Annotated in this window: 27 protein-coding genes and 1 pseudogene; 9 read left to right on the top strand and 19 right to left on the bottom strand. The window is 64.2% G+C overall.

Annotated elements, in window-relative coordinates; all coding sequences use genetic code 11:
* Positions 1-13 precede the first annotated feature (13 nt).
* Positions 14-307, bottom strand: a complete 294-nt coding sequence (locus tag QMX89_RS14675; protein WP_043190966.1) for a hypothetical protein — start codon at positions 305-307, stop codon at positions 14-16.
* 149 nt (positions 308-456) lie between these two features.
* Between QMX89_RS14675 and pbpC the strand changes: the two genes are divergently transcribed.
* Positions 457-2,769 carry a peptidoglycan glycosyltransferase PbpC gene (gene pbpC, locus QMX89_RS14670; RefSeq protein ID WP_282348771.1) on the top strand — a complete coding sequence of 771 codons (2,313 nt, stop codon included), beginning with the start codon at positions 457-459 and terminating at the stop codon, positions 2,767-2,769.
* A gap of 31 nt (positions 2,770-2,800) precedes the next feature.
* Here pbpC and QMX89_RS14665 read toward each other — a convergent pair whose 3' ends face one another.
* The 7 genes from QMX89_RS14665 to QMX89_RS14635 form a co-directional block, all read right to left on the bottom strand.
* The gene (locus QMX89_RS14665; RefSeq protein WP_282348747.1) at positions 2,801-3,271 is read right to left on the bottom strand and encodes a prepilin peptidase; all 471 of its coding nucleotides are present in this window, start codon (positions 3,269-3,271) and stop codon (positions 2,801-2,803) included.
* A 125-nt stretch (positions 3,272-3,396) separates the two neighbouring features.
* Positions 3,397-3,960: a DUF4136 domain-containing protein gene (locus QMX89_RS14660; RefSeq protein WP_192069156.1), complete on the bottom strand. Its 564-nt coding sequence runs from the start codon at positions 3,958-3,960 to the stop codon at positions 3,397-3,399.
* 18 nt (positions 3,961-3,978) lie between these two features.
* Positions 3,979-4,596, bottom strand: a complete 618-nt coding sequence (locus QMX89_RS14655; protein ID WP_282348745.1) for a DUF4136 domain-containing protein — start codon at positions 4,594-4,596, stop codon at positions 3,979-3,981.
* Positions 4,597-4,616: 20 nt separating this feature from the next.
* Positions 4,617-5,366, bottom strand: coding sequence for a methyltransferase (locus QMX89_RS14650; protein ID WP_282348744.1), 750 nt, complete (start codon positions 5,364-5,366; stop codon positions 4,617-4,619).
* The gene (locus tag QMX89_RS14645; protein ID WP_049861957.1) at positions 5,363-5,668 is read right to left on the bottom strand and encodes a MazG-like family protein; all 306 of its coding nucleotides are present in this window, start codon (positions 5,666-5,668) and stop codon (positions 5,363-5,365) included. Before QMX89_RS14645 ends, QMX89_RS14650 begins: the two co-directional genes overlap by 4 nt.
* 54 nt (positions 5,669-5,722) lie before the next feature.
* Positions 5,723-6,589, bottom strand: a complete 867-nt coding sequence (locus tag QMX89_RS14640) for a MaoC family dehydratase (RefSeq protein WP_282348743.1) — start codon at positions 6,587-6,589, stop codon at positions 5,723-5,725.
* A 1-nt stretch (position 6,590) separates the two neighbouring features.
* Positions 6,591-7,931 (bottom strand): 3-oxoacyl-ACP reductase, encoded by a 1,341-nt coding sequence (locus tag QMX89_RS14635; protein WP_282348742.1) that lies wholly within the window; start codon positions 7,929-7,931, stop codon positions 6,591-6,593.
* Positions 7,932-8,036: 105 nt separating this feature from the next.
* On the opposite strand from QMX89_RS14635, the gene QMX89_RS14630 reads away from it, so the two are divergent.
* Entirely contained in the window at positions 8,037-9,326 is a 1,290-nt protein-coding gene (locus QMX89_RS14630) for an acetyl-CoA C-acetyltransferase (RefSeq protein WP_282348741.1), read from the top strand.
* Here QMX89_RS14630 and QMX89_RS14625 read toward each other — a convergent pair.
* Positions 9,313-10,344 carry a bile acid:sodium symporter family protein gene (locus QMX89_RS14625; RefSeq protein WP_282348740.1) on the bottom strand — a complete coding sequence of 344 codons (1,032 nt, stop codon included), beginning with the start codon at positions 10,342-10,344 and terminating at the stop codon, positions 9,313-9,315. The genes QMX89_RS14630 and QMX89_RS14625 overlap by 14 nt on opposite strands.
* An 87-nt stretch (positions 10,345-10,431) precedes the next feature.
* Between QMX89_RS14625 and QMX89_RS14620 the strand changes: the two genes are divergently transcribed.
* Entirely contained in the window at positions 10,432-11,214 is a 783-nt protein-coding gene (locus QMX89_RS14620) for a helix-turn-helix transcriptional regulator (protein WP_282348739.1), read from the top strand.
* 165 nt (positions 11,215-11,379) lie between these two features.
* Positions 11,380-12,273: a PA4780 family RIO1-like protein kinase gene (locus QMX89_RS14615; RefSeq protein WP_049861951.1), complete on the top strand. Its 894-nt coding sequence runs from the start codon at positions 11,380-11,382 to the stop codon at positions 12,271-12,273.
* 36 nt (positions 12,274-12,309) lie between these two features.
* Here QMX89_RS14615 and cueR read toward each other — a convergent pair whose 3' ends face one another.
* The gene (gene cueR / locus QMX89_RS14610; RefSeq protein WP_282348737.1) at positions 12,310-12,711 is read right to left on the bottom strand and encodes a Cu(I)-responsive transcriptional regulator; all 402 of its coding nucleotides are present in this window, start codon (positions 12,709-12,711) and stop codon (positions 12,310-12,312) included.
* A 57-nt stretch (positions 12,712-12,768) separates the two neighbouring features.
* Positions 12,769-13,125 carry a hypothetical protein gene (locus QMX89_RS14605; RefSeq protein ID WP_236690540.1) on the bottom strand — a complete coding sequence of 119 codons (357 nt, stop codon included), beginning with the start codon at positions 13,123-13,125 and terminating at the stop codon, positions 12,769-12,771.
* 174 nt (positions 13,126-13,299) lie between these two features.
* Between QMX89_RS14605 and QMX89_RS14600 the strand changes: the two genes are divergently transcribed.
* The gene (locus QMX89_RS14600) at positions 13,300-13,497 is read left to right on the top strand and encodes a heavy-metal-associated domain-containing protein (protein WP_134723012.1); all 198 of its coding nucleotides are present in this window, start codon (positions 13,300-13,302) and stop codon (positions 13,495-13,497) included.
* Positions 13,498-13,699: 202 nt separating this feature from the next.
* Positions 13,700-14,893: a multidrug effflux MFS transporter gene (locus QMX89_RS14595; protein WP_282348735.1), complete on the top strand. Its 1,194-nt coding sequence runs from the start codon at positions 13,700-13,702 to the stop codon at positions 14,891-14,893.
* Here the strand turns inward: QMX89_RS14595 and QMX89_RS14590 are convergent.
* Positions 14,890-15,069, bottom strand: a complete 180-nt coding sequence (locus QMX89_RS14590; protein WP_049861947.1) for a hypothetical protein — start codon at positions 15,067-15,069, stop codon at positions 14,890-14,892. The genes QMX89_RS14595 and QMX89_RS14590 overlap by 4 nt on opposite strands.
* A 415-nt stretch (positions 15,070-15,484) precedes the next feature.
* Here QMX89_RS14590 and QMX89_RS14585 point away from each other — a divergent pair, with 415 nt between their 5' ends.
* Positions 15,485-16,180, top strand: coding sequence for a helix-turn-helix transcriptional regulator (locus QMX89_RS14585; protein ID WP_049861946.1), 696 nt, complete (start codon positions 15,485-15,487; stop codon positions 16,178-16,180).
* A 48-nt stretch (positions 16,181-16,228) separates the two neighbouring features.
* Here the strand turns inward: QMX89_RS14585 and QMX89_RS14580 are convergent, their stop codons facing one another.
* From QMX89_RS14580 to QMX89_RS14555, 6 genes are all read right to left on the bottom strand, one after another.
* Positions 16,229-17,182, bottom strand: a complete 954-nt coding sequence (locus QMX89_RS14580) for an adenosine deaminase (protein WP_049861945.1) — start codon at positions 17,180-17,182, stop codon at positions 16,229-16,231.
* 120 nt (positions 17,183-17,302) lie between these two features.
* Positions 17,303-18,094 carry a Fe(3+) dicitrate ABC transporter ATP-binding protein FecE gene (fecE, locus tag QMX89_RS14575; protein ID WP_282348733.1) on the bottom strand — a complete coding sequence of 264 codons (792 nt, stop codon included), beginning with the start codon at positions 18,092-18,094 and terminating at the stop codon, positions 17,303-17,305.
* Between the two features lie 4 nt (positions 18,095-18,098).
* Positions 18,099-19,067, bottom strand: coding sequence for an iron chelate uptake ABC transporter family permease subunit (locus tag QMX89_RS14570; RefSeq protein WP_282348731.1), 969 nt, complete (start codon positions 19,065-19,067; stop codon positions 18,099-18,101).
* Entirely contained in the window at positions 19,064-20,053 is a 990-nt protein-coding gene (gene fecC, locus QMX89_RS14565) for an iron-dicitrate ABC transporter permease FecC (protein WP_049861942.1), read from the bottom strand. Before fecC ends, QMX89_RS14570 begins: the two co-directional genes overlap by 4 nt.
* Complete coding sequence (locus QMX89_RS14560; protein ID WP_282348730.1) at positions 20,054-20,974, bottom strand: Fe(3+) dicitrate ABC transporter substrate-binding protein; 921 nt, start codon at positions 20,972-20,974, stop codon at positions 20,054-20,056.
* Positions 20,975-21,090: 116 nt separating this feature from the next.
* Positions 21,091-22,464 carry an L-serine ammonia-lyase gene (locus tag QMX89_RS14555; RefSeq protein ID WP_282348729.1) on the bottom strand — a complete coding sequence of 458 codons (1,374 nt, stop codon included), beginning with the start codon at positions 22,462-22,464 and terminating at the stop codon, positions 21,091-21,093.
* Positions 22,465-22,566: 102 nt separating this feature from the next.
* On the opposite strand from QMX89_RS14555, the gene QMX89_RS14550 reads away from it, so the two are divergent.
* Both QMX89_RS14550 and QMX89_RS14545 read left to right on the top strand, forming a co-directional pair.
* On the top strand, positions 22,567-23,484 hold the full coding sequence (locus QMX89_RS14550; protein ID WP_056844312.1) for a LysR substrate-binding domain-containing protein: 918 nt from the start codon (positions 22,567-22,569) through the stop codon (positions 23,482-23,484).
* 94 nt (positions 23,485-23,578) lie between these two features.
* Positions 23,579-23,902, top strand: a pseudogene (locus QMX89_RS14545) (calcium:proton antiporter); the annotation flags it as partial.
* Positions 23,903-23,904: 2 nt separating this feature from the next.
* Here QMX89_RS14545 and QMX89_RS14540 read toward each other — a convergent pair.
* Positions 23,905-24,120 (bottom strand): hypothetical protein (locus tag QMX89_RS14540; protein ID WP_282348726.1); only part of this gene is annotated, 216 nt, incomplete at its 5' end.

Here is a 24,120-nt window from a genome sequence, read left to right as displayed (position 1 = left end):
TTCGCCAGAGGGTTTACTGAATGATCCAGCTCAGCAACCAAAGGCCCAGCACGGCCCAGATCACACCCATGATGATCGACGCACGCATGAACGCTCGGACAGCGGAATACAGAAACAGCAGGCCGACGATCAGGGCTGCGATGGTGACGATGTTGGTGTCCATGCCCAAGGTCCGCGACAGGCCGTCGACGAAGTTGCCCCCTGCGTTGCCGAGCAGGCTGAACAGCCAGCTCAGGCTGTCGACCACCCAACGGATGATGGCGCCCAGGGCCTGTCCCAACCACTCGAAAAAGCCTTCTACATGCATAGCTGCGTCCTGATTCGGTTAGTGGCATTCACGCCATTGTGCCCCCTTTGGCCATGCGCCAGCGAACCAAGTTCCCGACAGCGCCAGCAAGGTTGGCGCACTTGATCCGCAGCATTCTCGTTTTTCCAGAGTGGCCTCGACGTAGATTCATTCGCCGTGCGCTGTTGGCGCTTGGTGTGCCGGTAATGCTCCTGTGGCTGGCCGATCGGCTCTGGCCGCTGCCGTTCCCACAGGATGACCTGGCCCGCGTGGTGCTGGCCGAGGACGGTACACCGCTGTGGCGCTTCGCCGATGCCGAGGGCGTGTGGCGCTATCCGACCAGCGTGGAGCAGGTGTCGCCCTATTATCTGGAAGCCTTGCTGACCTACGAAGACCGCTGGTTCTACGAACATCCAGGTATCAATCCGCTGGCGCTGGTTCGCGCGGCCTGGCTCAACCTCAGCGGTGGGCGAGTGCTTTCGGGCGGCAGTACGTTATCGATGCAGGTGGCGCGGCTGCTCGATCCGCATTCGCGGACCTTCTCCGGCAAGCTGCACCAATTATGGCGAACCGCACAATTGGAGTGGCACCTGAGCAAGAGGCAGATCCTGACGCTGTACCTGGATCGCGCACCGTTCGGTGGCACCCTGCAAGGCGTGGCGGCAGCCAGTTGGGCGTATCTGGGCAAGCCGCCCGCGCAGCTCACCCGCAGCGAAGCCGCCTTGCTGGCGGTGCTGCCCCAGGCGCCGAGCCGCCTGCGTCCTGACCGGCATCCGCAGCTGGCGCAGGCCGCTCGCGATAAAGTGCTGCAACGCATGGCCGACCAAGGCGTGTGGCCCGTCGCTCAAGTGCGCGAAGCACAACAGGAGCCCTTGTTGCTGGCCCCTCGGCAGGAGCCGGCATTGGCCCCGTTGCTGGCCCGGCGCCTGAACCGCAGCGACAGCCCGCCGCTCATCCACACCCTGATCGACGCCAGCCTGCAGCGGCGTCTCGAAGACCTGCTGCTGGGCTGGCGTGCGCGCCTGCCGGAGCGTACGTCGGCGGCGATTCTGGTAGTGGATGCCCAGACCATGGCCGTGCGTGCCTACCTGGGCTCGGTGGACCTCGCCGATACCCGGCGCTTTGGCCATGTCGACATGGTCAGCGCCATCCGCTCGCCAGGTTCCACGCTCAAGCCGTTTCTCTATGGCATGGCCCTGGATGCCGGACTGATTCACTCCGAATCGCTGTTGCAGGATGTTCCGCGAAGGTACGGGGACTACCGCCCCGGCAATTTCTCTGCGGGGTTCAGCGGTCCGGTCGCGGCCAGCTCGGCGTTGTCCCTCTCGCTCAACCTGCCCGCCGTGCAATTGCTCGAAGCGTTGGGTCCCAAACGCTTTGCCGCGCAGTTGCGCAACGGTGGCCTGAACCTGAGCTGGCCGCTGGCCGCCGAGCCCAATCTGGCCATGGTCCTGGGCGGCGTGGGCAGTCGGCTCGACGATCTGGTCGCCGCCTACAGTGCCTTCGCGCGTAGCGGCAACAGTGCCGTCCTGCGCTGGCAGCCACAGGATGCATTGCGCGAGCGGCCCATGATGTCGGCAGGTGCCGCCTGGATCGTGCGGCGTATCCTCAGCGGTCAGGCCCGACCGGATCAGGACCGGCACGCCGATCTGGTCCAGCGTCCCGCGCTGGCCTGGAAGACCGGCACCAGCTACGGCTTTCGCGATGCCTGGTCGATCGGCGTCGGGCCGCGCTATCTGATCGGCGTGTGGATCGGTCGGCCCGATGGCACCCCGGTACCCGGTCAGTTCGGTCTGGCCTCGGCCGCGCCATTGATGCTGCAGGTCCACGATGTGCTGAGCAATCGCGATGCACAGCGGGCCATTGCCGCGCCGGTCCAGCCCATGCCCGCCAGCGTCGGCGTCGCCGCGATCTGCTGGCCTCAGGGGCAACCCCTGGATCGAGGCGACCCCAACTGCCGCCGCCAACGCTTTGCCTGGACCCTGAACAACACCGTCCCGCCTACCCTCCAGGCATTGGATCAGCCCCTTGGCACTGGTTTGCTGCAACAGATCTGGCTCTCGCCGCAGGGGCTGCGAACCAGCGCTTCTTGCCCGGATGCCCAGGCGCGATCCATCGCATTGTGGCCTGCAGCTCTCGAACCCTGGTTGCCCAAAGCCGAGCGCCGGGAAATGCGTTTGCCCCAGGAAGACCCGCAATGCCCGGCACCTCCTTTGCCGTCCATGGCATCGCTGTCCATCGTCGGTGCCCGCAACAGCGACCGCCTGCGCCAGCCAACGCCCAGCAGCGGTCCCTTGCGGCTGCAGCTCTCCACGCTCGGCGGGCAGGGGCCGTATTGGTGGTTCATCAATGGCAAGCCCCAAGGGAATGTCGCCGAAGACGGCAGCCTGAACGCCGTGTTCGAGCGGCCGGGTCGGTATCAGGTCAGTGTGCTGGATGAAGCAGGGCAAACGGCCAAGGTCGAACTGACCGTGTCGAACTAACCATATCGGATCAGGGCCTTTGAAAAAGCAATCAGCTCAGCCAGAACAGCGTCATCACGAAACCGGCGAGCAAGAAGGGGGTAAGGGGCAGCACGGTCGCTGCATTGGGGTCCAGATAGACCGCCTTGCGCCGGTAGCGAATGCTCAGGCGCTCCCAGATCAGCGGCGTGACGAACACCCACAGCACCAGGGCCACGATGCCGCCGATGAGGGTTCCGACCAGATGGCTGCTGTCCGAAGCCAGGGCCAGGGCCCAGAGCAGCTTGACCTCACCACAGCTCAGCCGACCGTTGAGGTAGCCGGGCAACGTCAATGCCATGCTCAACACCAGCGCCGCTGCCGCTTCCACCATGCTCGATCCGATCCAGGTGTGCCCGGTGGAAAACAGGCACGCCAGCGCCAGCACCCCCGCACCGACGGTCAACGTATCGGCGATGCGCCTGTGCCGAATATCCTGCTCGGCGCACAGGGTAAACCAGAGGAGAAGAACGAGACTTGGCATGGCAGCACCCGCTTGAGTACGACAGTGGATCACTTCTGAAACAGGCCTTCTGCTTTCAGATTAGACGCCTCGCGCACGACGAAGGGGTGACTGCAGGACTTTTTTTCTCTGGCAGGCTGAGCCGCTCAGCGGGGTGGGTAGGTGGAGAGGATGTCGCTCACCGCTTTCTGAATGACACTGTTGCGTTCACTCGGCGACACCGCACTGTCGTTGACCAGTTGCTCGGTGCTGCCGCGCCACACCAGCTTGCCATCGCGTCCATCGAGCATGTCCAACTGCAAGGTCGCGACCTTGTAATCGATGCTGCGGGTTTCATTCATGGCTGGCGTGGCCCAGTACGGCCCCCAGTAGCCACCGCCCCAGCCACCCCCATAGTTGGTAGTGACCTGCTGCTGACGGTTATCGACGATCAGGTACGCCTGCACGGTCACGTCGGCACGGCCACCGGCGGCGACAGGCCGCAGACCTCGCTGGTCGAGCTGACTGCTGACGGCTTGGCGAATGCGCTGCTCGGTCAGGTCGCTGCGCACCCGCGGATCGTCCGGCCGGTATTGCACGGCCGGCTCTTTCCAGGTCCAGCTGCGGTAGGCCGCAAAGTCGCGGCTGGCATCGAAATCGTGATTGACCCGAGGGGTTTGGCATGCGGCCAGCAACAAGGCCAGGGGTAGAACGGCAAGACGACGCAACATGATGAAATCTCCTGTGGATCAGGAAGGAGGATAAGCCGTGAGCGCCTTTTCTACCGCGTTGCGTAACGCCTCGTTACGATCGCTCAGGCTACCCTGGCTGCTGGTTTCAGCACTCGCGCTCCAGACAGGCTGGCCGCTCTTGCCGTCGAACAGGTCGATGCGCACCACCATGACCTGGATCTGGTAGGTGCGTACCACCGGATAACTGCCGTAACCGCCGAAGCGATCATAGCGATCGTACGGCCCGTAACCACGCCCATACCCGGCGCCGTAGCCAACGTCGTCACGGGTCTGTTGCAGGCGCGTCTCCATGCGCAGGCTGGTGCCGACCCGCAGATCGGCAGTGCCGCCACTGCGTTGCGGGCGCAGGCCGCGCTGGTCGAGCGCATTGCTCACAGCCTCGGCGATCTGCGCCGAATCTGCCCAGCTGGTCCCGGCCGGCAACTGCCCATTGACCCAGGCCCAGTTGCGGTACTGGGCATAGTCGCGCGCAGGCGCGGGATAGGCGCTGGCGTCGAAGGTCTGCGCGGCCTGCGCCGGTGCCGGCGGCAACGGTCTGGAACTGGCCACATAGGGATTGGGGCTCTGGCAGGCCGCCAGGGCCAGGCAAACAGCGCAAAGTGACAGGCGACGCATGGCAGTCTCCGAAATACCGATCAAGCGGGGCGGCAGATCCAGTGCAGGTAACGGCCCAGGCCGGCAAACGCCGGATGCCGCCGATGGGCAAGCTCCATTTCCACCAGTTGTTCCAGGTCACCGCGCTTCTGGAAGTCGATGGGCATGTAGTCGTGAAACACGCGCACACCACTCATGGATTCGACATGCCACGCGCCTCCAAGTTGCGCAGCCAGTTCGCGCGGGTCCAGCGGCTGCTGGGGCGTCAGGCTCTGCTTCTCGCCGGCCATCTCATTGCTGTGCAGCTTGCGGAAATGGCCTTTGAGCAGGTTGCGGTAGACCAGCGCATCGCGGTTGTAGAACGCCAGCGACAGCCAGCCATTAGCGGCTGTCAGAGAATGCAGCACTGGCAGAATGGCGTGCGGCTCGGCCAGCCACTCCAGCACCGCATGGCAGATCACCAGGTCGAAGGCAGGCAGGCCCAGTTCGGACAACTGCTGCCAGGACGCCTGGATGAAGGTGGCGTCCTGGCCTGCCGCAGCGAAGCGCTCGCGGGCGCCATCGAGCATCGGTTCGGCCGGTTCGCTCAGGGTGACCTGGTGACCTTGCTCGGCCAGCCACAACGCCATGTGGCCCAGCCCGCCGCCGACATCCAGCACCCGCAGAGGACGCTGCGGCAAGGCCTCGCGCAGGTCGGCCTGAAGTACGGCGAGTCGGATCGCACCCTTGGCACCGCCATAGATCTTTTCGGCGAAACGGGTCGCCAGTTGATCGAAATGGCGATCGTTCATCGCGCGAACCGCCGCTCGCTGTCGGCCAGCTTGGCGCGCACCACCTGATCCATGTCCAGACCCAGTTCGCTGCACAACAGCAACAGGTACAGCACCACATCGCCGACTTCCTGGCCTGCGTGTTCAAGTTGCTCGGCCGACAGGTGTCGCGACTGGTCTTCGGTCAGCCACTGGAAGATCTCCAGCAGTTCGGACATCTCGACGCTGGCCGCCATGGCCAGGTTTTTCGGGCTGTGAAAACGCCGCCAATCGTTGTTTTCGCGAATCTGGTGCAGGCGTTGGGTAAGTGCGTCTAGGTTCATTGCAAAGCTCCTGAAGGCGCATAGCTTCAAGCCGAACTTTGCCGAACGCAATAGCTACAGGGTCGCCGGGCCCCAGGTTCCGCTCATGTGCAACAGATCGTCGCGACCGTGCAACGCCAGCTCTCCACTCGGGCCCGCCGCGCTGGCACTGAGAATAAGCTCGCTGGGCAGGCGTACCGGCTTGTGAAACGCCACCTCCAGTTGGTAGTTGCTCTGCGGCAAGCGCTCACGCAGCGCGGCCACGCTCTGCGCCAGGCTCCACATGCCATGGGCGATGGCGGTGGGAAAGCCGAACAGGCGTGCGCTCAGCGCACTGAGGTGAATCGGGTTGTAATCCCCCGAGACCCGCGCATAGCGCCGCCCGGTGTCGGCGGCGGCGTACCAGCGATGCACCGCGACCAATGCGGATTGGGGCTCCTGAGCATCCGTCTGCACAGGGTTTGGCAAACCGTCGATCTTTGCCTGGCGACACAGCATCGTGCTGTGTTCCTGCCAGAGCGGGCCCAGGGGGTCATCGACCTGGGTCACCAGATCGAATGTCACGCCTTTCTCGTGGGCCTGCAGATTCTGCGCGTGTACGCTGACCCGCACGCCGGCAACGCCGCCCAGTGGGCGCAACACCTGGATGCGATTGTGCAAATGCACCAGCCCCAGCACTGGAAACGGAAAACGCTTGTCGGTCAGCAGGCGCATCTGCAGGGCGAACGCCAGGACATGCGGGTAAGTGGCGGGGAGCATGCCGCCTTCGCCGAACCCGCACAGCTCGCGATAGGCCGCCAGATGCCTTGGGTCGGCCGATAGATTGCAGCGCAGGCCCAGATCGGGCAGGCGCTCGCCGGTGATCTTGCGATTGAGCGCAGCTTTCAGATAGGCGCGGGGCAGGTCAGCGTTGCGTGGCAAGGTCTGCCAATGGATCGCCATGTCAGGCCCCCAGGATGCTTTGGCCGCATACGCGCAGCACTTGCCCATTCACGGCGCCACTGCCTGGCTGCGCCAGCCAGGCGACGGCTTCGGCGACGTCCTGCGGCTGCCCGCCCTGGCCCAGCGAGCTCATGCGTCGACCCGCCTCGCGCAGGGCGAAGGGCATCTGTGCGGTCATGCCGGTTTCGATGAAGCCGGGCGCCACGGCATTGATGGTCGCACCTCGGGTGGCCAGCTTGGGCGCGAATGCCTCGGCCAGGCCGATCAGCCCGGCCTTGCTTGCCGCGTAGTTGCTTTGCCCGCGGTTGCCGGCAATGCCCGAAGTCGAAGAGAGCAGTATCACTCGACCGTCGTCACGCAACGTGCCGCGATCGAACAGCGCCTGGGTCAGGCGTTGCGGCGCAAGCAGATTGACGGCGAGCACCGAGTCCCAGTACTCGGGCGTCATGTTGACCAAGGTCTTGTCGCGCGTGATGCCCGCGTTATGCACGACGATATCGATCCCTTCCGGCAGCGCCTCGATCAGCCGCTCGGCCGCGTCACTGGCGCAGATGTCCAGATCGATCGTACGGCCTCCCAGTCGCGCCGCCAGCGCTTCCAGATCGGCACGCGCCTGGGGCACGTCGAGCAGGACCACGTCGGCGCCGTCGCGGGCCAGGGTTTCGGCGATCGAAGCACCGATGCCGCGCGCAGCGCCTGTGACCAAGGCCTTGCGGCCTGCCAACGGTCGGGTCCAGTCGCTGACCTGACGCGTGCTGGCCCGCAACGACAGCACCTGGCCCGACACGAACGCACTTTTTGGCGAGAGAAAGAAGCGCAGGGCGCCTTCCAGTTGTTCGTCCGCTTCGGGAGCCACGTGGAGCAACTGCAAGGTGCCGCCGTTGCGCAGTTCCTTGGCCAACGATCGGCTGAAACCTTCCACGGCGCGCTGGGCGATGTGGGCTTCGGGGTCATCCAGATCGCGAGGCTCGCGCCCCAGGATGACGATATGCGCATTGTGGTCCAGGCTCTTGATCAGCGGCTGGAAGAACTCGCGCAAGCGCGCCAGCTGAGTGCTGTCGACGATTCCACTGGCATCGAACACCACCGCTTTGATGCGAGGACCCAACCCTGCAGTCCAGTCCGGCAGGCCGGCGGCACCGAAGGCCGTATCGGTGAGGCGCCGGGCGAAGTCGGCAACCTTGTCGGCCAGCGCCCCGCCGCCCAGCAGCAGGGCGCCTTCCACCGGTCGCAGCCGTCCGCCTTGCCAGCGCTCCAGGCGTGCCGGGGCCGGCAGGCCGACGGCACTCACCAGGCGGCGGCCCAGGTCAGAGTTGACGAAGTCGATATATCGATCGGACATGGAACAGGCTCCGGGTCAAAGAGTTCAAAGTGTGGACCACGGCAAGGCCCGCGTCGTTCGCCTGGGCCCTTTGCAGCACGTTTCTTCCAACCCAGGATGTCCGCCATGAACCTTGACACGAATCCGGTGCGCCGGGTTGCCATCATCGGCAGCAACCGCATTCCTTTCGCGCGAGCCAACGGGCCCTACGCGCGGATCGGCAATCAGGCAATGCTCACGGCTGCGCTCGAAGGCCTGATCGAGCGCTATGCACTGCATGGCCTGCGGCTGGGCGAAGTCGCGGCAGGCGCCGTGCTCAAGCACTCCCGGGATTTCAATCTGGCCCGTGAATGCGTGCTGGGCTCGCGGCTGTCTGCGCAGACTCCGGCCTACGATGTGCAGCAGGCCTGTGGCACAGGCCTTGAGGCTGCGCTGCTGGTGGCCAACAAGATCGCCCTGGGCCAGATCGAATGCGGCATCGCCGGTGGCGTCGACAGTGCTTCCGACGCCCCGATCGCTGTCGATGAAGGGCTGCGTCAGATTCTGTTGCAGACCCACCGCGCCAAATTCCTCGGCGAGCGCGCCAAGGCGTTGCTGCAACTGCGACCTCGGCATTTGAAACCCGAACTGCCGCGCAACGGCGAGCCGAGAACCGGGCTGTCGATGGGGCAGCACTGCGAGCTAATGGCGCAACACTGGAACATTCCCCGCCAGGCGCAGGATGAACTGGCCCTGCGCAGCCATCACAACCTCGCGGCGGCCTATGCCGAGGGATGGCAGGACGATCTCAGCACGCCATTCGGTGGCCTGGTTCGCGACCATAATCTGCGTCCCGACCTGACCCTGGAGAAACTGGCGGCGCTCAAGCCGGTGTTCGAGAAGAGCCCTCAGGGCACGCTGACGGCAGGCAACTCCACGCCGTTGACGGACGGCGCGTCGGTGGTGCTGCTGGCCAGTGAAGCCTGGGCACGGGAGCGCGGACTGCCGGTGCTGGCGTATTGGCGCGACGGCGAGGCGGCAGCGGTCGACTTCGTCGGCGGCCAGGAAGGTCTGTTGATGGCGCCGGTCTACGCCGTGCCGCGCTTGCTCGCCCGCAACGGCCTGAGCCTGCAGGATTTCGACTACTACGAAATCCATGAAGCCTTTGCCGCGCAGGTGCTCTGCACGCTCAAGGCCTGGGAGGAGGCGGACTACTGCCGCACACGTCTGGGCCTGGAGGCGCCGTTGGGGGCGATCGATCGTACTCGCCTCAACGTCAAGGGCAGCTCCCTGGCGGCAGGGCATCCGTTCGCCGCCACCGGTGGCCGCATCCTCGGCAACCTGAGCAAGCTGCTGGACAAGGCCGGCGGCGGCCGCGGGCTGATTTCCATCTGCGCCGCCGGCGGGCAGGGCGTCACCGCAATCATCGAGCGATGACAGGGTCTCCCACGGGTGAGACGGCCGCTTCCAGGCGCAGCTGATTGGCATAGTTTTCCGCCATGATTGAACAGACGATCAACTGCAGCGGGTGGTAGATCATGATCGGCAGCAGGATCAGGCCCAGGCCCGGGTTGCTGCCGAAGATCAACGCGGCCATCGGCGCACCGGCCGCCAGCGATTTCTTGCTGGCGCAGAACACCGCAGCGACCTTGTCGGCGTGGTTGAAGCCCAGCCATTTGGCCGTGCGCGTGGTCAGCAGCAGGATCAGCGCCAGCAGCAGCGCACTGCCGCCCACCGCGATAGCCAGGACCGACGCGCCTTGCTGTTCCCACAGCCCCGACATCATCGAGTTGCAGAAGGCGGCATACACCAGCAGCAGGATGACCGCCTTGTCGATCAGGTTGGTATAGCGCTTGTGCTTCCCGAAGAACTTGCCGAACAGGGGACGCAACAATTGGCCCAGCACCAGCGGCAGCAGCAGCATGGCGCACAGGTCCAGCAGGGTTTCCCCCAGGTCGATGCCGCCCGAACCACCGCCGACCACCAACGCGCAGAGGAACGGCGTGATGAAGATGCCCAGCACACTCGACAGGCTGGCGTTGAGAATTGCCGCCGGCACGTTGCCGCCCGCACTGCCGGTCAAGGCCACCGACGAAGAAATGGTCGACGGCAAAGCGGCCAGGTACAGGAAACCCACCATCAAAGTGCCGGGAATGAACGCACCCAGGGTCTTGTCGCAGGCCAGCCACAGCAGCGGGAACACCACGAAGGTGAAGGCCTGCACCATCACGTGCAGCCGCCAGTTCTTCAAACCGTGGCGGATCTGCTCGCTGGACAGGTTCATGCCATGCAGGAAGAAGACCACAAACACGCCGATATTGGTCACCAGGCCGGCATGCATCGCGCCGCCGGTGGCGCCGAAGCGGGGAAACAGCCAAGCCAGCAGAACGGCCAGCACCATGCCGCAGAGGAACCAGTCGGTTACCACGCGCTTGAGGTGTTTGAAAATGTGCATGAAAGAATCGCCTGTGCGTCGATGGACATTGAGATGAACAGGCTAACTCAGGCACTCTGTTGCCGTCTCGCGATAGAGAGCCAACCAATGCCGACAAACGGACATGCTCCGCCGCCACGCTCCATTCCCGACCTGGCCAGCCTGCCACGACCCTTATACGCCCGTGCCGAAAGTCTGGGTGCAGGTTCGTGGACTCCAGCCCATCGGCACGACTGGGCGCAGTTTTCCTACGCCATCAGCGGCGTGCTTGGTGTTCATACCGACGAAGGCAATTTCTTTGCGCCGCCACAGTGGGGCATCTGGATTCCCGCCGGTGTCGAGCACAAGGTCGTCACCTCGATGCGCGCCGAGATGCGCAGTCTGTACGTGCGCCGCGACGAGTCGCCCTGGCTCACCGAGCACTGCAAGGTGCTCGAAGTCACGCCGCTGGCACGTGAGTTGATCAAGGGCTTCTGCGAGTTGCCCCATGAGTACCCGGCAGGGGACACCACGCAGGCGCGTCTGGTGCAGGTGTTGCTGGACCAGCTTGCAGTATTGCCTGAAGTGGCGTTCTCCTTGCCCCTGCCCAGAGAGCATCGGTTGTTGGCTTTGTGCAATCAGCTGATCGCGGCGCCCGATCAGGCCACCACGCTGAGCCAGTGGGCAAGCCGCCTGGGCACTTCGGAAAAAACCCTGATGCGCCTGTTCCAGCGCGAAACCGGCCTGAGCTTTCGCGCCTGGCGCCAGCGCATGCGGCTGCTGTCGTCGCTGCAGGCCCTGGAGCAGGGTGACAGCGTGACCACGGCGGCGTTGAATCACGGTTATGAATCCACGTCTGCCTTCATCGCCGCTTTCAAGGGTTTGTTCGGTTTCACCCCGGGCGAGCTTTGATGCCCAGGCGCCGCTGTCGCTGCGCCGGGAAAGCGCTATGATCGGCCACCGCTTGGCGAGTAGTTTGCATCCTTTTACAGGCTCGGGTCGGCAAGCCGCGCTCGCTGTGAGAGGATGCCGTCAGAATTCGCGTGTTTGGCTACGAAGGACCCAGAATAAAAGCTGATGAAGACTCCAAAACGCATTGAACCGCTGATCGAGGACGGTCTGGTGGACGAGGTGCTGCGACCGCTCATGAGCGGTAAAGAAGCAGCTGTCTATGTGGTGCGCTGCGGCAAGGAATTGCGCTGCGCCAAGGTCTACAAGGAGGCGAACAAACGAAGCTTCCGCCAGGCGGCCGAATACCAGGAAGGCCGCAAGGTGCGCAACAGCCGACAGGCTCGGGCGATGGCCAAGGGCTCCAAGTTCGGCCGCAAGGAAACCGAGGACGCCTGGCAGAACGCCGAAGTCGCGGCGCTGTTCAAGTTGGCCAGCGCCGGTGTACGTGTGCCCAAGCCGTACGATTTTCTCGAGGGCGTGCTGCTCATGGAGATGATCTGCGACGAGTACGGCGATGCGGCGCCGCGTCTCAATGACGTCGAGCTGGAACCCGATCAGGCGCGCGAATACCACGCGTTCCTCATCCACCAGATCGTGCTGATGCTCTGCACGGGTCTGGTGCACGGTGACCTTTCCGAGTTCAACGTGCTGCTCACGCCCGACGGCCCGGTGATCATCGATCTGCCTCAGGCCGTAGATGCTGCAGGCAACAACCACGCCTTCAGCATGTTGGAACGTGATGTCGGGAACATGGCCAGCTATTTCGGCCGGTTCGCTCCCGAGCTGCGCCAGACCCGCTACGCCAAGGAAATGTGGGCGTTGTACGAGGAAGGCAAACTGCACCCGGCCAGCGTGCTGACGGGCGAGTTCGTCGAAGAGGAAGTGGAGGCCGATGTCGGCGGCGTGATGCGGGAAATCGAGGCCGCGCGCCTGGACGACATTCGTCGACGTGCCGCGCGCGAAGCCGACGAGCAGCCGACCAAGACTACGGAAGAGCCGCCACCGCCCTGGTTGCAGTAGGCACACGGCCATAGGCTACGGGCGCCTTCTCCCGTGTCAGTTGCAACAGCCCCCGGATGCCAGCTCCTGAAGGATCGGGCACTCTGGGCGGTCGTCGCCGTGGCAATGGTCTACCAGATGGACTAGCGTATCGCGCAGCTGGCTCAGCTCACTGATGCGACGGTCCAGCTCGTCGATGTGCTTGCGTGCCAATTGCTTCACATCGGCGCTGGCGCGCTCCCGGTCCTGCCACAGCGTCAGCAGCCGGGCCACTTCTTCCAGTGAAAATCCAAGGTCGCGCGAGCGCTTGATGAAGCCGAGCGTGTGCAGGTCTGCGGCCTGATACAGGCGGTATCCGCTGTCGCTGCGCAGTGCTGGCGCGAGCAGCCCGATAGACTCGTAATAGCGGATCATTTTTGCGCTGAGGCCGCTTTCACGGGCGGCCTGGCCAATGTTCATGGTTGGAATGTCCTCGGTAGCGTTTGCGCCAGTATCAACCCTACCCCTTGGACAAGGTCAATACTCCAGCGGCTCGGGCTTGAGGTACAGGCCGGCACTGCCTGCTGCAATGCGGAATTTCTGGATCTGTCCGGCCTGCAGGGTCACGATTACCGGTTTGTATTCGGTCATGCCTGGCGCGCACCCGGGCGTCTGTCCAGGCAGCTGACGCAGACCCACCGACACGGGGCCGGGCGGCAGGTTGAAGGAGGTGGCCTGTTCTTGAAACAGCCGGCCGACCAGTTGATCCTGCAGGTAGACCCCGATCTCGCAGGACGTGGCGACTTCCAGTCGCTCCCGGGAAACGATCAGAATGCCGTACGGCTGCCCGGTACCCGCACCGGCCCAACAGCTTTGTGCCGCCAGGGCACACATCCCGAACAGCCATGGAATCATCGGGCGCATCGAATCTCTCCTGCCAGTAGGGTCAGCGTCCAGCTTGGACGAGTGATCTGAGGAATTCCAGCCCGGCCGGACCGGCCGAAACTTGACCTTGCCCCGATGGCAAGGTTGAGAATGACTGCAATCCCGTTCAGCGAGGTACCACCCATGCAACAGTTCAACGTGCAAGGCATGACTTGCGGCCATTGCGTACGCGCCGTAACCCAAGCGATCACCGCCCAAGACCCGGCTGCCGAGGTTCAGATAGACCTGGCAGCGGGCAAGGTCGAAACCAACACCCAGCTGCCGCCCGAGCGAATCATCCAGCTGATCGCCGAAGAAGGCTACAGCGCAACCCCCGCATAACCCACCGCACGCACCGCTACTACGGGCGAAACCGTCCCCTGTAGCAGCGGTGCAAGCCGCGTCCGGCCGCAACGCGGCCCCCCTGACCCACCGCAACCGCTGTCGCCCATGTGCAACCTCCCCAGACGGAACCTTCACCCCGATCCCCGCGCAACCCGGTTAGACTAGGTCGCCTGTATTGCCTGGACATAAAGAATACCCGATGAACTTCAAAACCATCCTGATCCTGGGGGCGCTCAGCGCGTTCGGGCCCCTGGCGATCGACTTCTACCTGCCTGGCTTCCCCGCCATGGCGCTGGCCTTCGCCACTGACGAAAAACACATCCAGACCACCCTGGCGGCCTACTTCCTGGGCCTTTCGATCGGCCAATTGATCTATGGCCCCGTAGCCGACCGTTTCGGTCGCCGGGTCCCGTTGCTCGTGGGCGTTTCGCTGTTCACTCTGGCCTCGTTGGCGTGCGCTTTCGCACCTACCCTGGAGTGGCTGATCGCCGCCCGATTCGTCCAGGCCCTGGGCGGTTGCGCTGGCATGGTGCTGGCCCGTGCCATCGTCAGCGACAAATGCGATGCGGTCGGATCGGCCAAGGTCTTCTCGCAACTGATGCTGGTCATGGGTCTGGCGCCCATCCTGGCACCCCTGCTCGGGGGTGTCCTGGTAAACGGTTGGGGCTGGCAGTGGATCTTCATCGTGCTCACCCTGTTCAGCGCCGCCTGCACCCTGGCCGTCGCCCTCGGCCTGCCCGAAAGCATGCCGGCGGACAGGCCGAGACGCCCGCTCAGCGGCGCGCCGAAGCTGTACGGTGGATTGCTCATGGATCCGGTGTTCATGGGCCATGCGCTGACCGGCGGGATCGCCATGGCCGGCATGTTCGCCTACATCGCCGGTTCACCCTTCGTGTTCATCAAGCTCTACGGCGTGCCGGCCGAGCACTACGGCTGGCTGTTTGGCAGTAACGCCGCAGGGTTCATCCTGATGGCGCAGGTCAACGCCCGCCTGCTGTCCCGTCGCGGCCCGGCGTGGCTGCTGTCACGCACCGTGTGGATCTACATGGCAGCGGGCGCCGTGCTTCTCGCCCTCAGCGCGCTGAGGACAACGGCACTATGGCCACTGTTGATTCCGCTGTTCGTCTGTCTGGCGAGCCTGGGCGGGATCATCCCCAATGCCTCCGCCTGCGCCATGAGCGGCCAGGGTTCACGCGCCGGCAGCGCATCGGCCCTGTTGGGCTGCCTGCAGTTCAGCCTTGCTGCCGCCACTGCTTCTTTGGTGGGCGTACTGCACGACGGCACCGCCATGCCAATGGCCTGGGTGATCGCCGGCTGCGGCCTGCTTGCCGTTTGCGCGGCGCTACTGACTCGCCGCTGCCAGCAGCGCTGCGACCAGCAGACAGCCGCCTAGCCGGTACTGGCCTGCCGCACCTGCGGCAGGCCGTGGGGCGCCTGCAGGCGAGCTTCGAGCGTGGCGATGAACGCTCGTGCCTCGGCTTCGCTGCGAAAAGACACCACGTGCTGGTCCATGCTCACTTGCCAGCGGGTGCCACGTGGCTGCTTCAACTCAGAAAGAAGAACGTTCATTGTGATGTCCTCGGGTTCGAGATGAGGGCCCAGTGTAATCCTCATTCGGAGCATGCGAGCATGGCCCGGCTGCCCGTCGGACTGACGGTGGGGCACTCCACCTAAGACAATCATGTAGGTCTGCAAGGACGGACATTGCGGGAAAAGTCCGTGTGGGGTGTGGGGTCTTGCCTGCCCTAAGCCCTGTCTTCGATCGCCGTTTCGGCAAACGAGCGATACGTTGCGGGCACTTGAGCAAATGTCTTGGAAATTGCCGCCGGTAACCACGGTAAATACAAGTACGGGGTATTGCATATCCCTCGCATTCAAGGGTCAGCCTCGACGATTTCACCCAATTCCGTACAACGGAAGGGTGCATATAATCACCCCGGCAACCATTGCCAGATTGACGAACGTTTCCACAGGGAGTGAATACATGCCACCAACACCTTGCATCAGCAGGATCGCCACATTGCTGGCCGACCCCAAACGTAGCGCGATGCTCTGGGCCCTCATCGACGGTACCACGCGGGGCGCCGATGAGCTGGCATCGCTGGCAGGTGTGTCGGCATCTTCGGCCGGCGCGCATCTGGCGCGGCTGTCGGCCGGCGGTCTGCTGACGTTCGAAGCCCGCGGGCGCAAGCGCTTCTTCCGCCTGGCCAAGCCAGAAGTGGGGGCCGCCGTGGAAGCGCTGGCCAGCGTATCCCTGGTGCAGGCCAAGACAGGAACGGCGGCGCCGATCAGCGTACCCAAGCCATGCTCGCCCAGGGCGCTGCATCAAGTACGTCTGTGTGGCGATCATCTGGGGGGCGTGCTGGCGGCCGACCTGTTCCAGCGCATGGTCGAAAACGGCTGGCTCGAGCACTATGAGCAACGCCTGGAAGTCACCGCGCTCGGCAGCAGCCGTTTGGCCAGCCGAGGCATCTACACCCAGGCGCTGGTCAATCGCGAGCGCCAACCACTGAACAGCTGCTGCGACTGGAGCACCCAGCGCCCGCACCTGGGTGGCGCACTGGGTGCAGGACTGCTGACCCTGTTTCTGCAGTCGGGCTGGCTCAAGCTCAATGAAGACAGCCGTTCGTTGCAGGTGACCCGGCTGGGCATGATCGAGATCGGCCGCCTGGGCACCTGACAGGGCATTTGACCGATGACAACGGGCGGCGTTTCGACGCCGCCAGCCTCATTGCTTGATCAGGCGTGCATCCAGGCTGTTCTGCGCCAGGCGCCGGGCCTGGTCCTCGGTCATGCCCAGATGGGTGTGCAGCGCGTGATAGTTCTCGGTGACGTAGCCACCGAAATAGGCCGGATCATCGGAATTGACCGTGACCTTCACGCCACGCTCGAGCATGTCGAGAATGTTGTGCTGGCCCATGTGATCGAACACGCACAGTTTGGTGTTGGAAAGCGGGCACACGGTCAGCGGGATCTGCTCGTCGATGATGCGCTGCATCAGCCGCTCATCCTCGATGGCCCGCACGCCGTGGTCGATGCGCTGGATCTTGAGCAGGTCCAGGGCTTCCCAGATGTACTCCGGTGGACCTTCCTCGCCCGCATGGGCCACGGTCAGGAAGCCCTCGTCGCGGGCACGGTCGAACACACGCTGGAACTTGCTCGGCGGATGGCCCATCTCGGAACTGTCCAGCCCCACGGCCACGAAAGCATCGCGGAAGGGCAGTGCCTGGTCCAGGGTCTTCTGTGCTTCGTCTTCACTCAGGTGGCGCAGGAAGCTCAGGATCAGACCGCTGTCGACGCCTAGTCGGGTACGGCCATCATTGAGTGCAGCGGTGATGCCGCCCAGCACGGTCTCGAAGGCAATGCCACGGTCGGTATGGGTCTGCGGGTCGAAGAACGGTTCGGTGTGCACGACGTTCTGGGCCTGGCAACGCAGCAGGTAGGCCCAGGTCAGGTCGTAAAAATCCTGCTCGGTGCGCAGCACATCGGCACCGCGGTAATACAGGTCGAGAAACTCCTGCAGGTTGTTGAACGCATAGGCTCCGCGCAGCGCCTCTACATCATTCCAGGGCAATGCGATCTTGTTGCGCTCGGCCAGGGCGAACAGCAGCTCGGGTTCCAGCGAGCCTTCCAGGTGCATGTGCAGTTCGGCCTTGGGCAAGGCATTGAGCCAGTCGTACATGGTGTTTTCATTCTCTCATCAGGTGCAATCGTGGCCAATTCTACAGGTATTGACCCTCACCCGCAGCCGCGCAGGGCCGGACGACACCTTCGCGCCGACGCTCGGCCAGGCAGGGTCGGTTCAGGTTGGCGCGCGGGTGCTCTTTTCCACCACACACATCGGCGTGCCCGCCACCGGTTCGCGGATGACCTGCACCCGCACCTCGAACACCCGCTGCATCAACTCGGCATCGACGACCTGCGCAGGCGTGCCATCAGCCACCAGGCGACCTTGATGCATCACCGCCAGATGATCGGCGTAGCGGCACGCCTGGTTGATGTCGTGCAGCACGGTGACCACGGTCTTGCCTTCGGCCGCCAGCTCGCGCATCAGATCGAGCAGCTCGACCTGATGGCTGATGTCCAGATAGGTCGTGGGCTCGTCGAGCAGCACCACCGGGGTATTCTGCGCCAGCACCATGGCCAGCCAGGCCCGTTGCCGCTGGCCACCGGAGAGGTCCGCCAGGGCAGTATCGGCGAGCGCTTCCAGGCCCATGCGCTGCAGGGCCTGATCCACGGCGCCACGGTCCGCGCCGCTCAGGCGTCCCCAGAAGCTGTTGTGCGGGCTGCGTCCATAAGCCACCAATTGGGCCACACTGACCCCTTCGGGGATGGGCAGCACCTGCGGCAGAAACGCGACCTGTCGCGCCAGCGTCCGCGACGACAGTTGCGCGTACGCCTGGCCGTCCAGGCTCACGGTGCCCGACTGCGGCGTGATGATGCGTGCCAGCGCCTTGAGCAAGGTCGATTTGCCGCAGCCGTTGGGGCCGATCAGCGCAGTGACCTGCCCGGCGGGCGGGGTGAACGAGAGGTTGCGAACGATAGGCTTGGCGCCGTAGCCGATGTCGACGCCGTCGGCCTTGATGATGCTCATGATGTCAGCCCTTGAAGCGTGCCAGCAGCCAGAGAAAGTAGGGAGCGCCGATCACCGCGGTCAAGATGCCCGCCGGGATCTCGCTGGGAGCTATCAGCGTGCGTCCCAAAGTGTCGGCCAGCACCAGCAGCAGTGCGCCGACCAGCATGGCAGCCGGCAGCAGGTGCTGATGATGCCCACCCACCAGTCGCCGTGCCATGTGCGGAGCCACCAGCCCTAGAAAACCCACCGGCCCGATGATTCCCACGCCCAGGCTGCTCAACAGCACCGCCATGCCCATCGCCAGCCAGCGCGTACGCGCAAGCGCCGTGCCCAGGCTGTGCGCCGCCTCGTCGCCCAGGCCGATCAGGTTCAGCGGTTTTGCCAGGCCCAGTGCCAACGGCATCAGCAGCAGAAACGGCAGCGCCAGCTCGACGTGATGCCAATTGCGACTCCACAGGCTGCCGGTCAGGGCGAGCAAGGCGGTGTTGATGTCCAGCGGATGGGACAGGATCAGAAACTCGGTGACGCTGGACAAAGTAACGGCGATCGCTACCCCGGACAACGCAAAGCGCACGCCGGAAAAACTCACGCCGCTGTTGTACAGCGCCAGCAGCAGCGCGCCGCCAGCGCCGCCCATCCCTGCAACCAGAGGCAGCCAGGTGAAGGGCAACTGCGGAAAAGCGATGATGGCGATGGTCAGGGCCAGCCCGGCGCCCTGGGTCACCCCCAGAATCTCCGGCGAGGCCAGCGGGTTACGGATCACCCCCTGCACCAGGGCACCGGCCAGGCCCAGGGCGCTGCCGGTGAGGATGGCGATCAGTGCGCGTGGAAGGCGATGGTTCCATACCTCGAAGTCCAGCGCATCGTGGGCCATCAGACGATCGAATACCGTGCCCGGCGCCAGCCAGGACGTGCCGGCGCTCAGGCTCAGCCACAGGGCCGCCAGCACCAGCGCAAGCAGGATCAGCAGGCGAGGGTAGGGCCGAGTCATTGCGTGCGCCTGGCAAGGTACAGGAAGAACGGTGCGCCGATCAGGGCGGTCACCACCCCGGCCGGCGTTTCCGCCGGGAAGGCCACGGCGCGGCTGACAAGGTCGGCCGCCAGCACGATCGCCGCTCCCAGCAGGGCGCTGGCCGGCATCAGCCAGCGATAGTCGTTGCCCAGGTATTGTCGAGCGATGTTCGGCGCGATCAGCCCCACGAAACCGATCGGGCCAACCGCACAAACGCTTGCACCCACCAGCAGCAGGCTGACGAAGAACACCTGCAGGCGCAGGCTGGCGATGCCAACCCCCAGCGAGCGCGCCGCATCCTCGCCCAGGTTCACCAGGTTCAGACGCGGCGCACAGAACATGGCCCACACGGCGCCCACCAAGGTGCAAGGCCAAAGCAACTGCAGTTGCGCGGCACCCACGTTGGCCAGTGACCCGGCCAGCCAGTTGAGCACGCTCTGTGCCTGCGTCTCGACCAGTATCACGGTCAACCGCGTCAGCGCCGCGCACAGTGCCGCCACCGTGACGCCGGCGAGCACCAGTCGGCCTTGCGCGGCCGTCGGCGACCAGGCGCCGCCCAGGCTGAAGACGATCACCCAGGCCAAGGCACCACCCAGGCACGTCATCAGCAGCGCACCACCGGCAAACGGCAGGGCCACCAGCCCCGTGGAGAACAACGCCAGCCCAAGCGCAGCACCGGCCGTGACGCCGAACAGTGACGGCGACGCCAGGCGATTGCGGGTAATGCCCTGCATCAATGCGCCCGCCAGCCCCAGGCAGGCACCGACCAAGGCCGCACACAGTGCTCGCGGCACCCGCAGTTGGGCAACGATATAGGCCATGTTGCCGCCCTCGCGGCCTTGACTGAACAAACCGTTGAACGCATCAGCCTGACTGATCGTGAACGGCGACCAGGCATAAAGAGAGATCCAGAACAGCCCGGCGACGGTCACCACGCCCAGCGCCATCGCCCATCCACGCCTCATTCAGGGCGTCATGGCGGCTTTGCCGCCCTTGAGAATGGCCAATGCATCCTCGGCAATCTGCTCGGACGCCATCACCCCACGGTTGCGTGCCCAGGTGTCACCGTCGACTTCCGCGACCTGGTGATTGCGCACCGCGCCCAGCACTTGCCACAGAGGCTGCTGGCTCCAGGTGTCGACCAGGCTCGGATGCCGGTAGTGGCCGACCAATAGCCAGGCAGGGTCCAGCGCCAGCAATTGCTCCAGGCTGACGAACTCGGTCGGTGCTGCATTGCTGCGCACCGGCGGAACCTGCAAACCGATAGCCGCCAATACGCTGCCCGCATAGGAATGGGGGCCGTGCACGGAAAAGCTGTCTTCCCGAGCCACACCGAACAGCACTTTGGTCCCGGCAGGCACCTTCCCGGCGATGTCGGCGAGGCTGCGACGGTTCTGGGCGATCCGCGCTTGCATCGCCTCGCGCTTGCCCAGCGCCTGGCCGATCAGTTCGGCTGACTTCAGGCTGCCTTCGTAGTCTTCCCCACGCGATGGCAGCAGCAGGGTCGGTGCCAGGCTCGCCAGGTCGTTGTACAGCGCCTGGTGACGGTTGAGGTCGGCGATGACCAGGTCGGGCTTGAGCCGTGCGATCTGCTCGATGCTGGGCTGCGCGCGCAAGCCCACCGACGTCCATTGGCCGATGGCCTTGCGTACTCGTGGCAACACGCGGTTGGCATCGCCGTCATCGGCGGCCCCCACTGGCGTGACACCCACCGCCGCAAGGCTGTCGAGAAAGGAAAACTCCAGCACCACCACACGTTGTGGCGCCTGGGGCAGATGGACGGTGTGCTGACCGTCATCGATATCGATGGGTGCGGCGACGGCCAGCCTGGCGCACAGGGCCAGGGCACCGATGGCGATCATGGAGATGAGGCGGGAACTGCGCATGGACAAATACCTTCGCTGTGAAACCTGCGCGCTGGGCAGGCGCGCAAAAACGGCGGGTACTATTCCATATCAGGCTGTTGCGATCAAAAAACATTCTCTTTTACACAACAGGCAGCTCAACATTCCACCAGATTGACCGCCAAACCCCCGCGCGAGGTTTCCTTGTACTTGTCGTGCATGTCGGCGCCAGTGTCACGCATGGTGCGGATGGCGTGATCCAGGGAGATGAAGTGCTCGCCATCACCGCGCAGCGCCATTTGCGCGGCGTTGATCGCCTTGACCGCGGCAATCGCATTGCGCTCGATGCATGGCACCTGAACCAGGCCGCCGACCGGATCGCAAGTCAGCCCGAGGTTGTGCTCCAGACCGATTTCCGCCGCGTTCTCGACCTGCTCCGGTGTGGCTCCCAGCACTTCGGCCAGGCCTGCGGCGGCCATCGCGCAGGCCGAACCGACCTCGCCCTGGCAGCCCACCTCGGCACCGGAAATCGAAGCGTTCTTCTTGCACAGAATGCCCACCGCAGCGGCGGCCAGGAAGAAGCGCACCACGTCGTCGGCCGACGCTTCAGGGCAGAACTTCATGTAGTAGTGCAGCACCGCCGGAATGATACCGGCCGCGCCATTGGTAGGAGCAGTCACCATGCGCCCGCCGGCGGCATTCTCCTCGTTCACCGCCAGGGCGAAGACGTTCACCCACTCCATGGCACTCAAGGTCGAACCGATGACGTTGGGCTTGCCGATCTCCTGCAGGTTCTGGTGCAACCGATAGGCGCGGCGCCGCACATTCAGCCCACCGGGCAGAATGCCTTGCCCGGTCAGCCCCTTGTCCACGCAGGCCTGCATCGCCTGCCAGATCACCGCCAGCTGTTCGCGGATCTGCTCTTCGGAGCGCCAGGCTTTTTCGTTCTCCATCATCAGCGCCGAGATGCTCAGGCCGGTGCGTTTGCACAAACTCAACAACTGCGCCGCCGACGAGAAATCGTAGGGCAGGGCCGTGGTGTCGTTGTCCAGCACACCGCTGGCAGCCTGCTCGGCATCGATCACGAAACCGCCGCCGACCGAGTAGTAGGTCTGCTCGTGCACCTCGCCGTTCTGCAGATGCGCCAGCAAGGTCATGCCATTGGGGTGGTAGGGCAGGCTCTCATCGAGCAACAGCATGTCGCGTTGCCAGTCGAAGTGGATCGCGTGCTCGCCCAGGTGCAGGCACTGCCGCTGGATCACCTCGTCCACCCGTGGCCCTACGGTTTGCGGGTCGACTCGGTCCGGCCATTCACCCATCAAGCCCATCAGGGTGGCGCGGTCGCTGCCATGGCCCACGCCGGTCGCCGATAGCGAGCCATACAGACGGACTTCGATACGCTCCACCAAAGGCGCCATGCCGTGTTCGTTCAGGTGTTTGGCAAACAGGGCAGCGGCGCGCATCGGACCCACCGTATGGGAACTGGAGGGCCCGATGCCGATCTTGAACATGTCGAATACGCTGATAGCCATGTCTGCCCCATTCTCTCTCTATACACTCGTGCCTTATCTTTGAGCTGACAGACATTTCAGACAAACGATACTTACTAAGTCATTGTTTAGCGGGGCTCACCGATGAGCAAAATCCTCAATGCCCAAATGCACGCCTGGCTGCAAGTGTTCGCCTGCGCCGCGCGGCATTTGTCCTTCACCCGCTGCGCCGATGAACTGCATGTCACCCCCGGTGCCATCAGCCAGCAGATGAAGCAATTGGAAGATCGGCTCGGCTTTCCACTGTTCCACCGCGTGGGTCGCGGTCTGCAACTGACTGCACAGGGCCAGCGGCTTGCCGTGGTTGCCAACGAAGTGCACAGCCGCATCGACGAAGAATTGCGGCTGTTGCATTCCGGAGCGATCGGCGGGGTGTTCAAGCTGCGCAGCATTCCCTCCTTTTTGAGCAAGTGGCTGATGCCACGGCTACCCAGCCTGGAACGGGCATTTCCCGAGCTGCAGTTGCGCGTGATCGCCGAAGACAGCAGCGGCTCCCTGCGCGACGATGACTTCGATCTGGCCATCGACCTCAACGATGGCAGCTACCCCGGCCTGGTCACCACGCCCTTGCTGGAGGAAGAGTTGTTCCCGGTCTGCTCGCCGCTGCTGCTCGAAGGTCGGCCGCCTTTGGACAGCCCAGGCCAACTGGTTCACTTCCCGTTGCTGCACGACATCACCGCCTGGCGTGGCAGCTATGAATACGCGGAGTGGGAGTTCTACCTCTCGGCCATCGGCGCCGAAGGCATCGACGTGCGCCGTGGGCACACCTTCAATCGCAACCACCTGACCATCGACGCCGCGCGCATGGGCATGGGCGTGGCCATCGCGCGCCGGGCACTGATCACCGACGAACTGGAACAAGGCTCGCTGATCGTGCCGTTCGGGTGGCCCATCCAGGCGCGCAAGAAATACGTGCTGGCGTACCGCGAAGGCGCCCTCAATACCCCCACCCGACGCGCCATCCATGACTGGCTGGTGGCCCAGGCACAGGCCCGGCCCTGAACCTTTGCCGTGATCGCACACTCTGATCCGCTGATTCTTGTTACATCCAGTTACTTACCGCGGCACAGGTCGCAGCAATCAGCGAAGGCAGGCCATGATCGCGTTACTCAAGCAGGAAAAATTTCTACTTCTGGCGGTGATCGCCGCATGCGTCGCCTTTCCGGCCGAGCACTACCTGCTCAGCCACGGCCAAGGCGTGGCATTGGGCGCAGGCATCGCCCTGGTCGTGGCGATCATCTTCGCCTCGGTGCGCGTGGCGGGACATGCCGAATTGCTTGCCGAAAAATTCGGCGACCCCTACGGCACCATGATCCTCACCCTCTCGGCGGTACTGGTCGAAGTGGTGGTACTGGGCATCATGATGAGCAACGAGCCGTCACCGACTTTGGTGCGCGACACTATCTATTCGGCGGTGATTTTCTAGACACACCCCTGCTTGGTGTCAAAGCCCACAAGGCTTTGACTGCTCTTGACCTGCTCTTGACCTGCTCTTGACCTGCTCTTGACCTGCTCTAGATCTGGTCTGCTGTTGCTTTTGATTCCAAAGCCCACAAGGCTTTGGTGCTCCTGCTCCTGCTCCTGCTCCTGCTCCTGCACCTGCACCAGATCCAGCTCCACCTCCTCCACCAGCTCCTC

The organism is Pseudomonas sp. PS01301 (assembly GCF_029960215.1).
GTDB lineage: Bacteria > Pseudomonadota > Gammaproteobacteria > Pseudomonadales > Pseudomonadaceae > Aquipseudomonas > Aquipseudomonas coleopterorum.
This window is presented reverse-complemented; position numbering and strand designations above follow the sequence as displayed.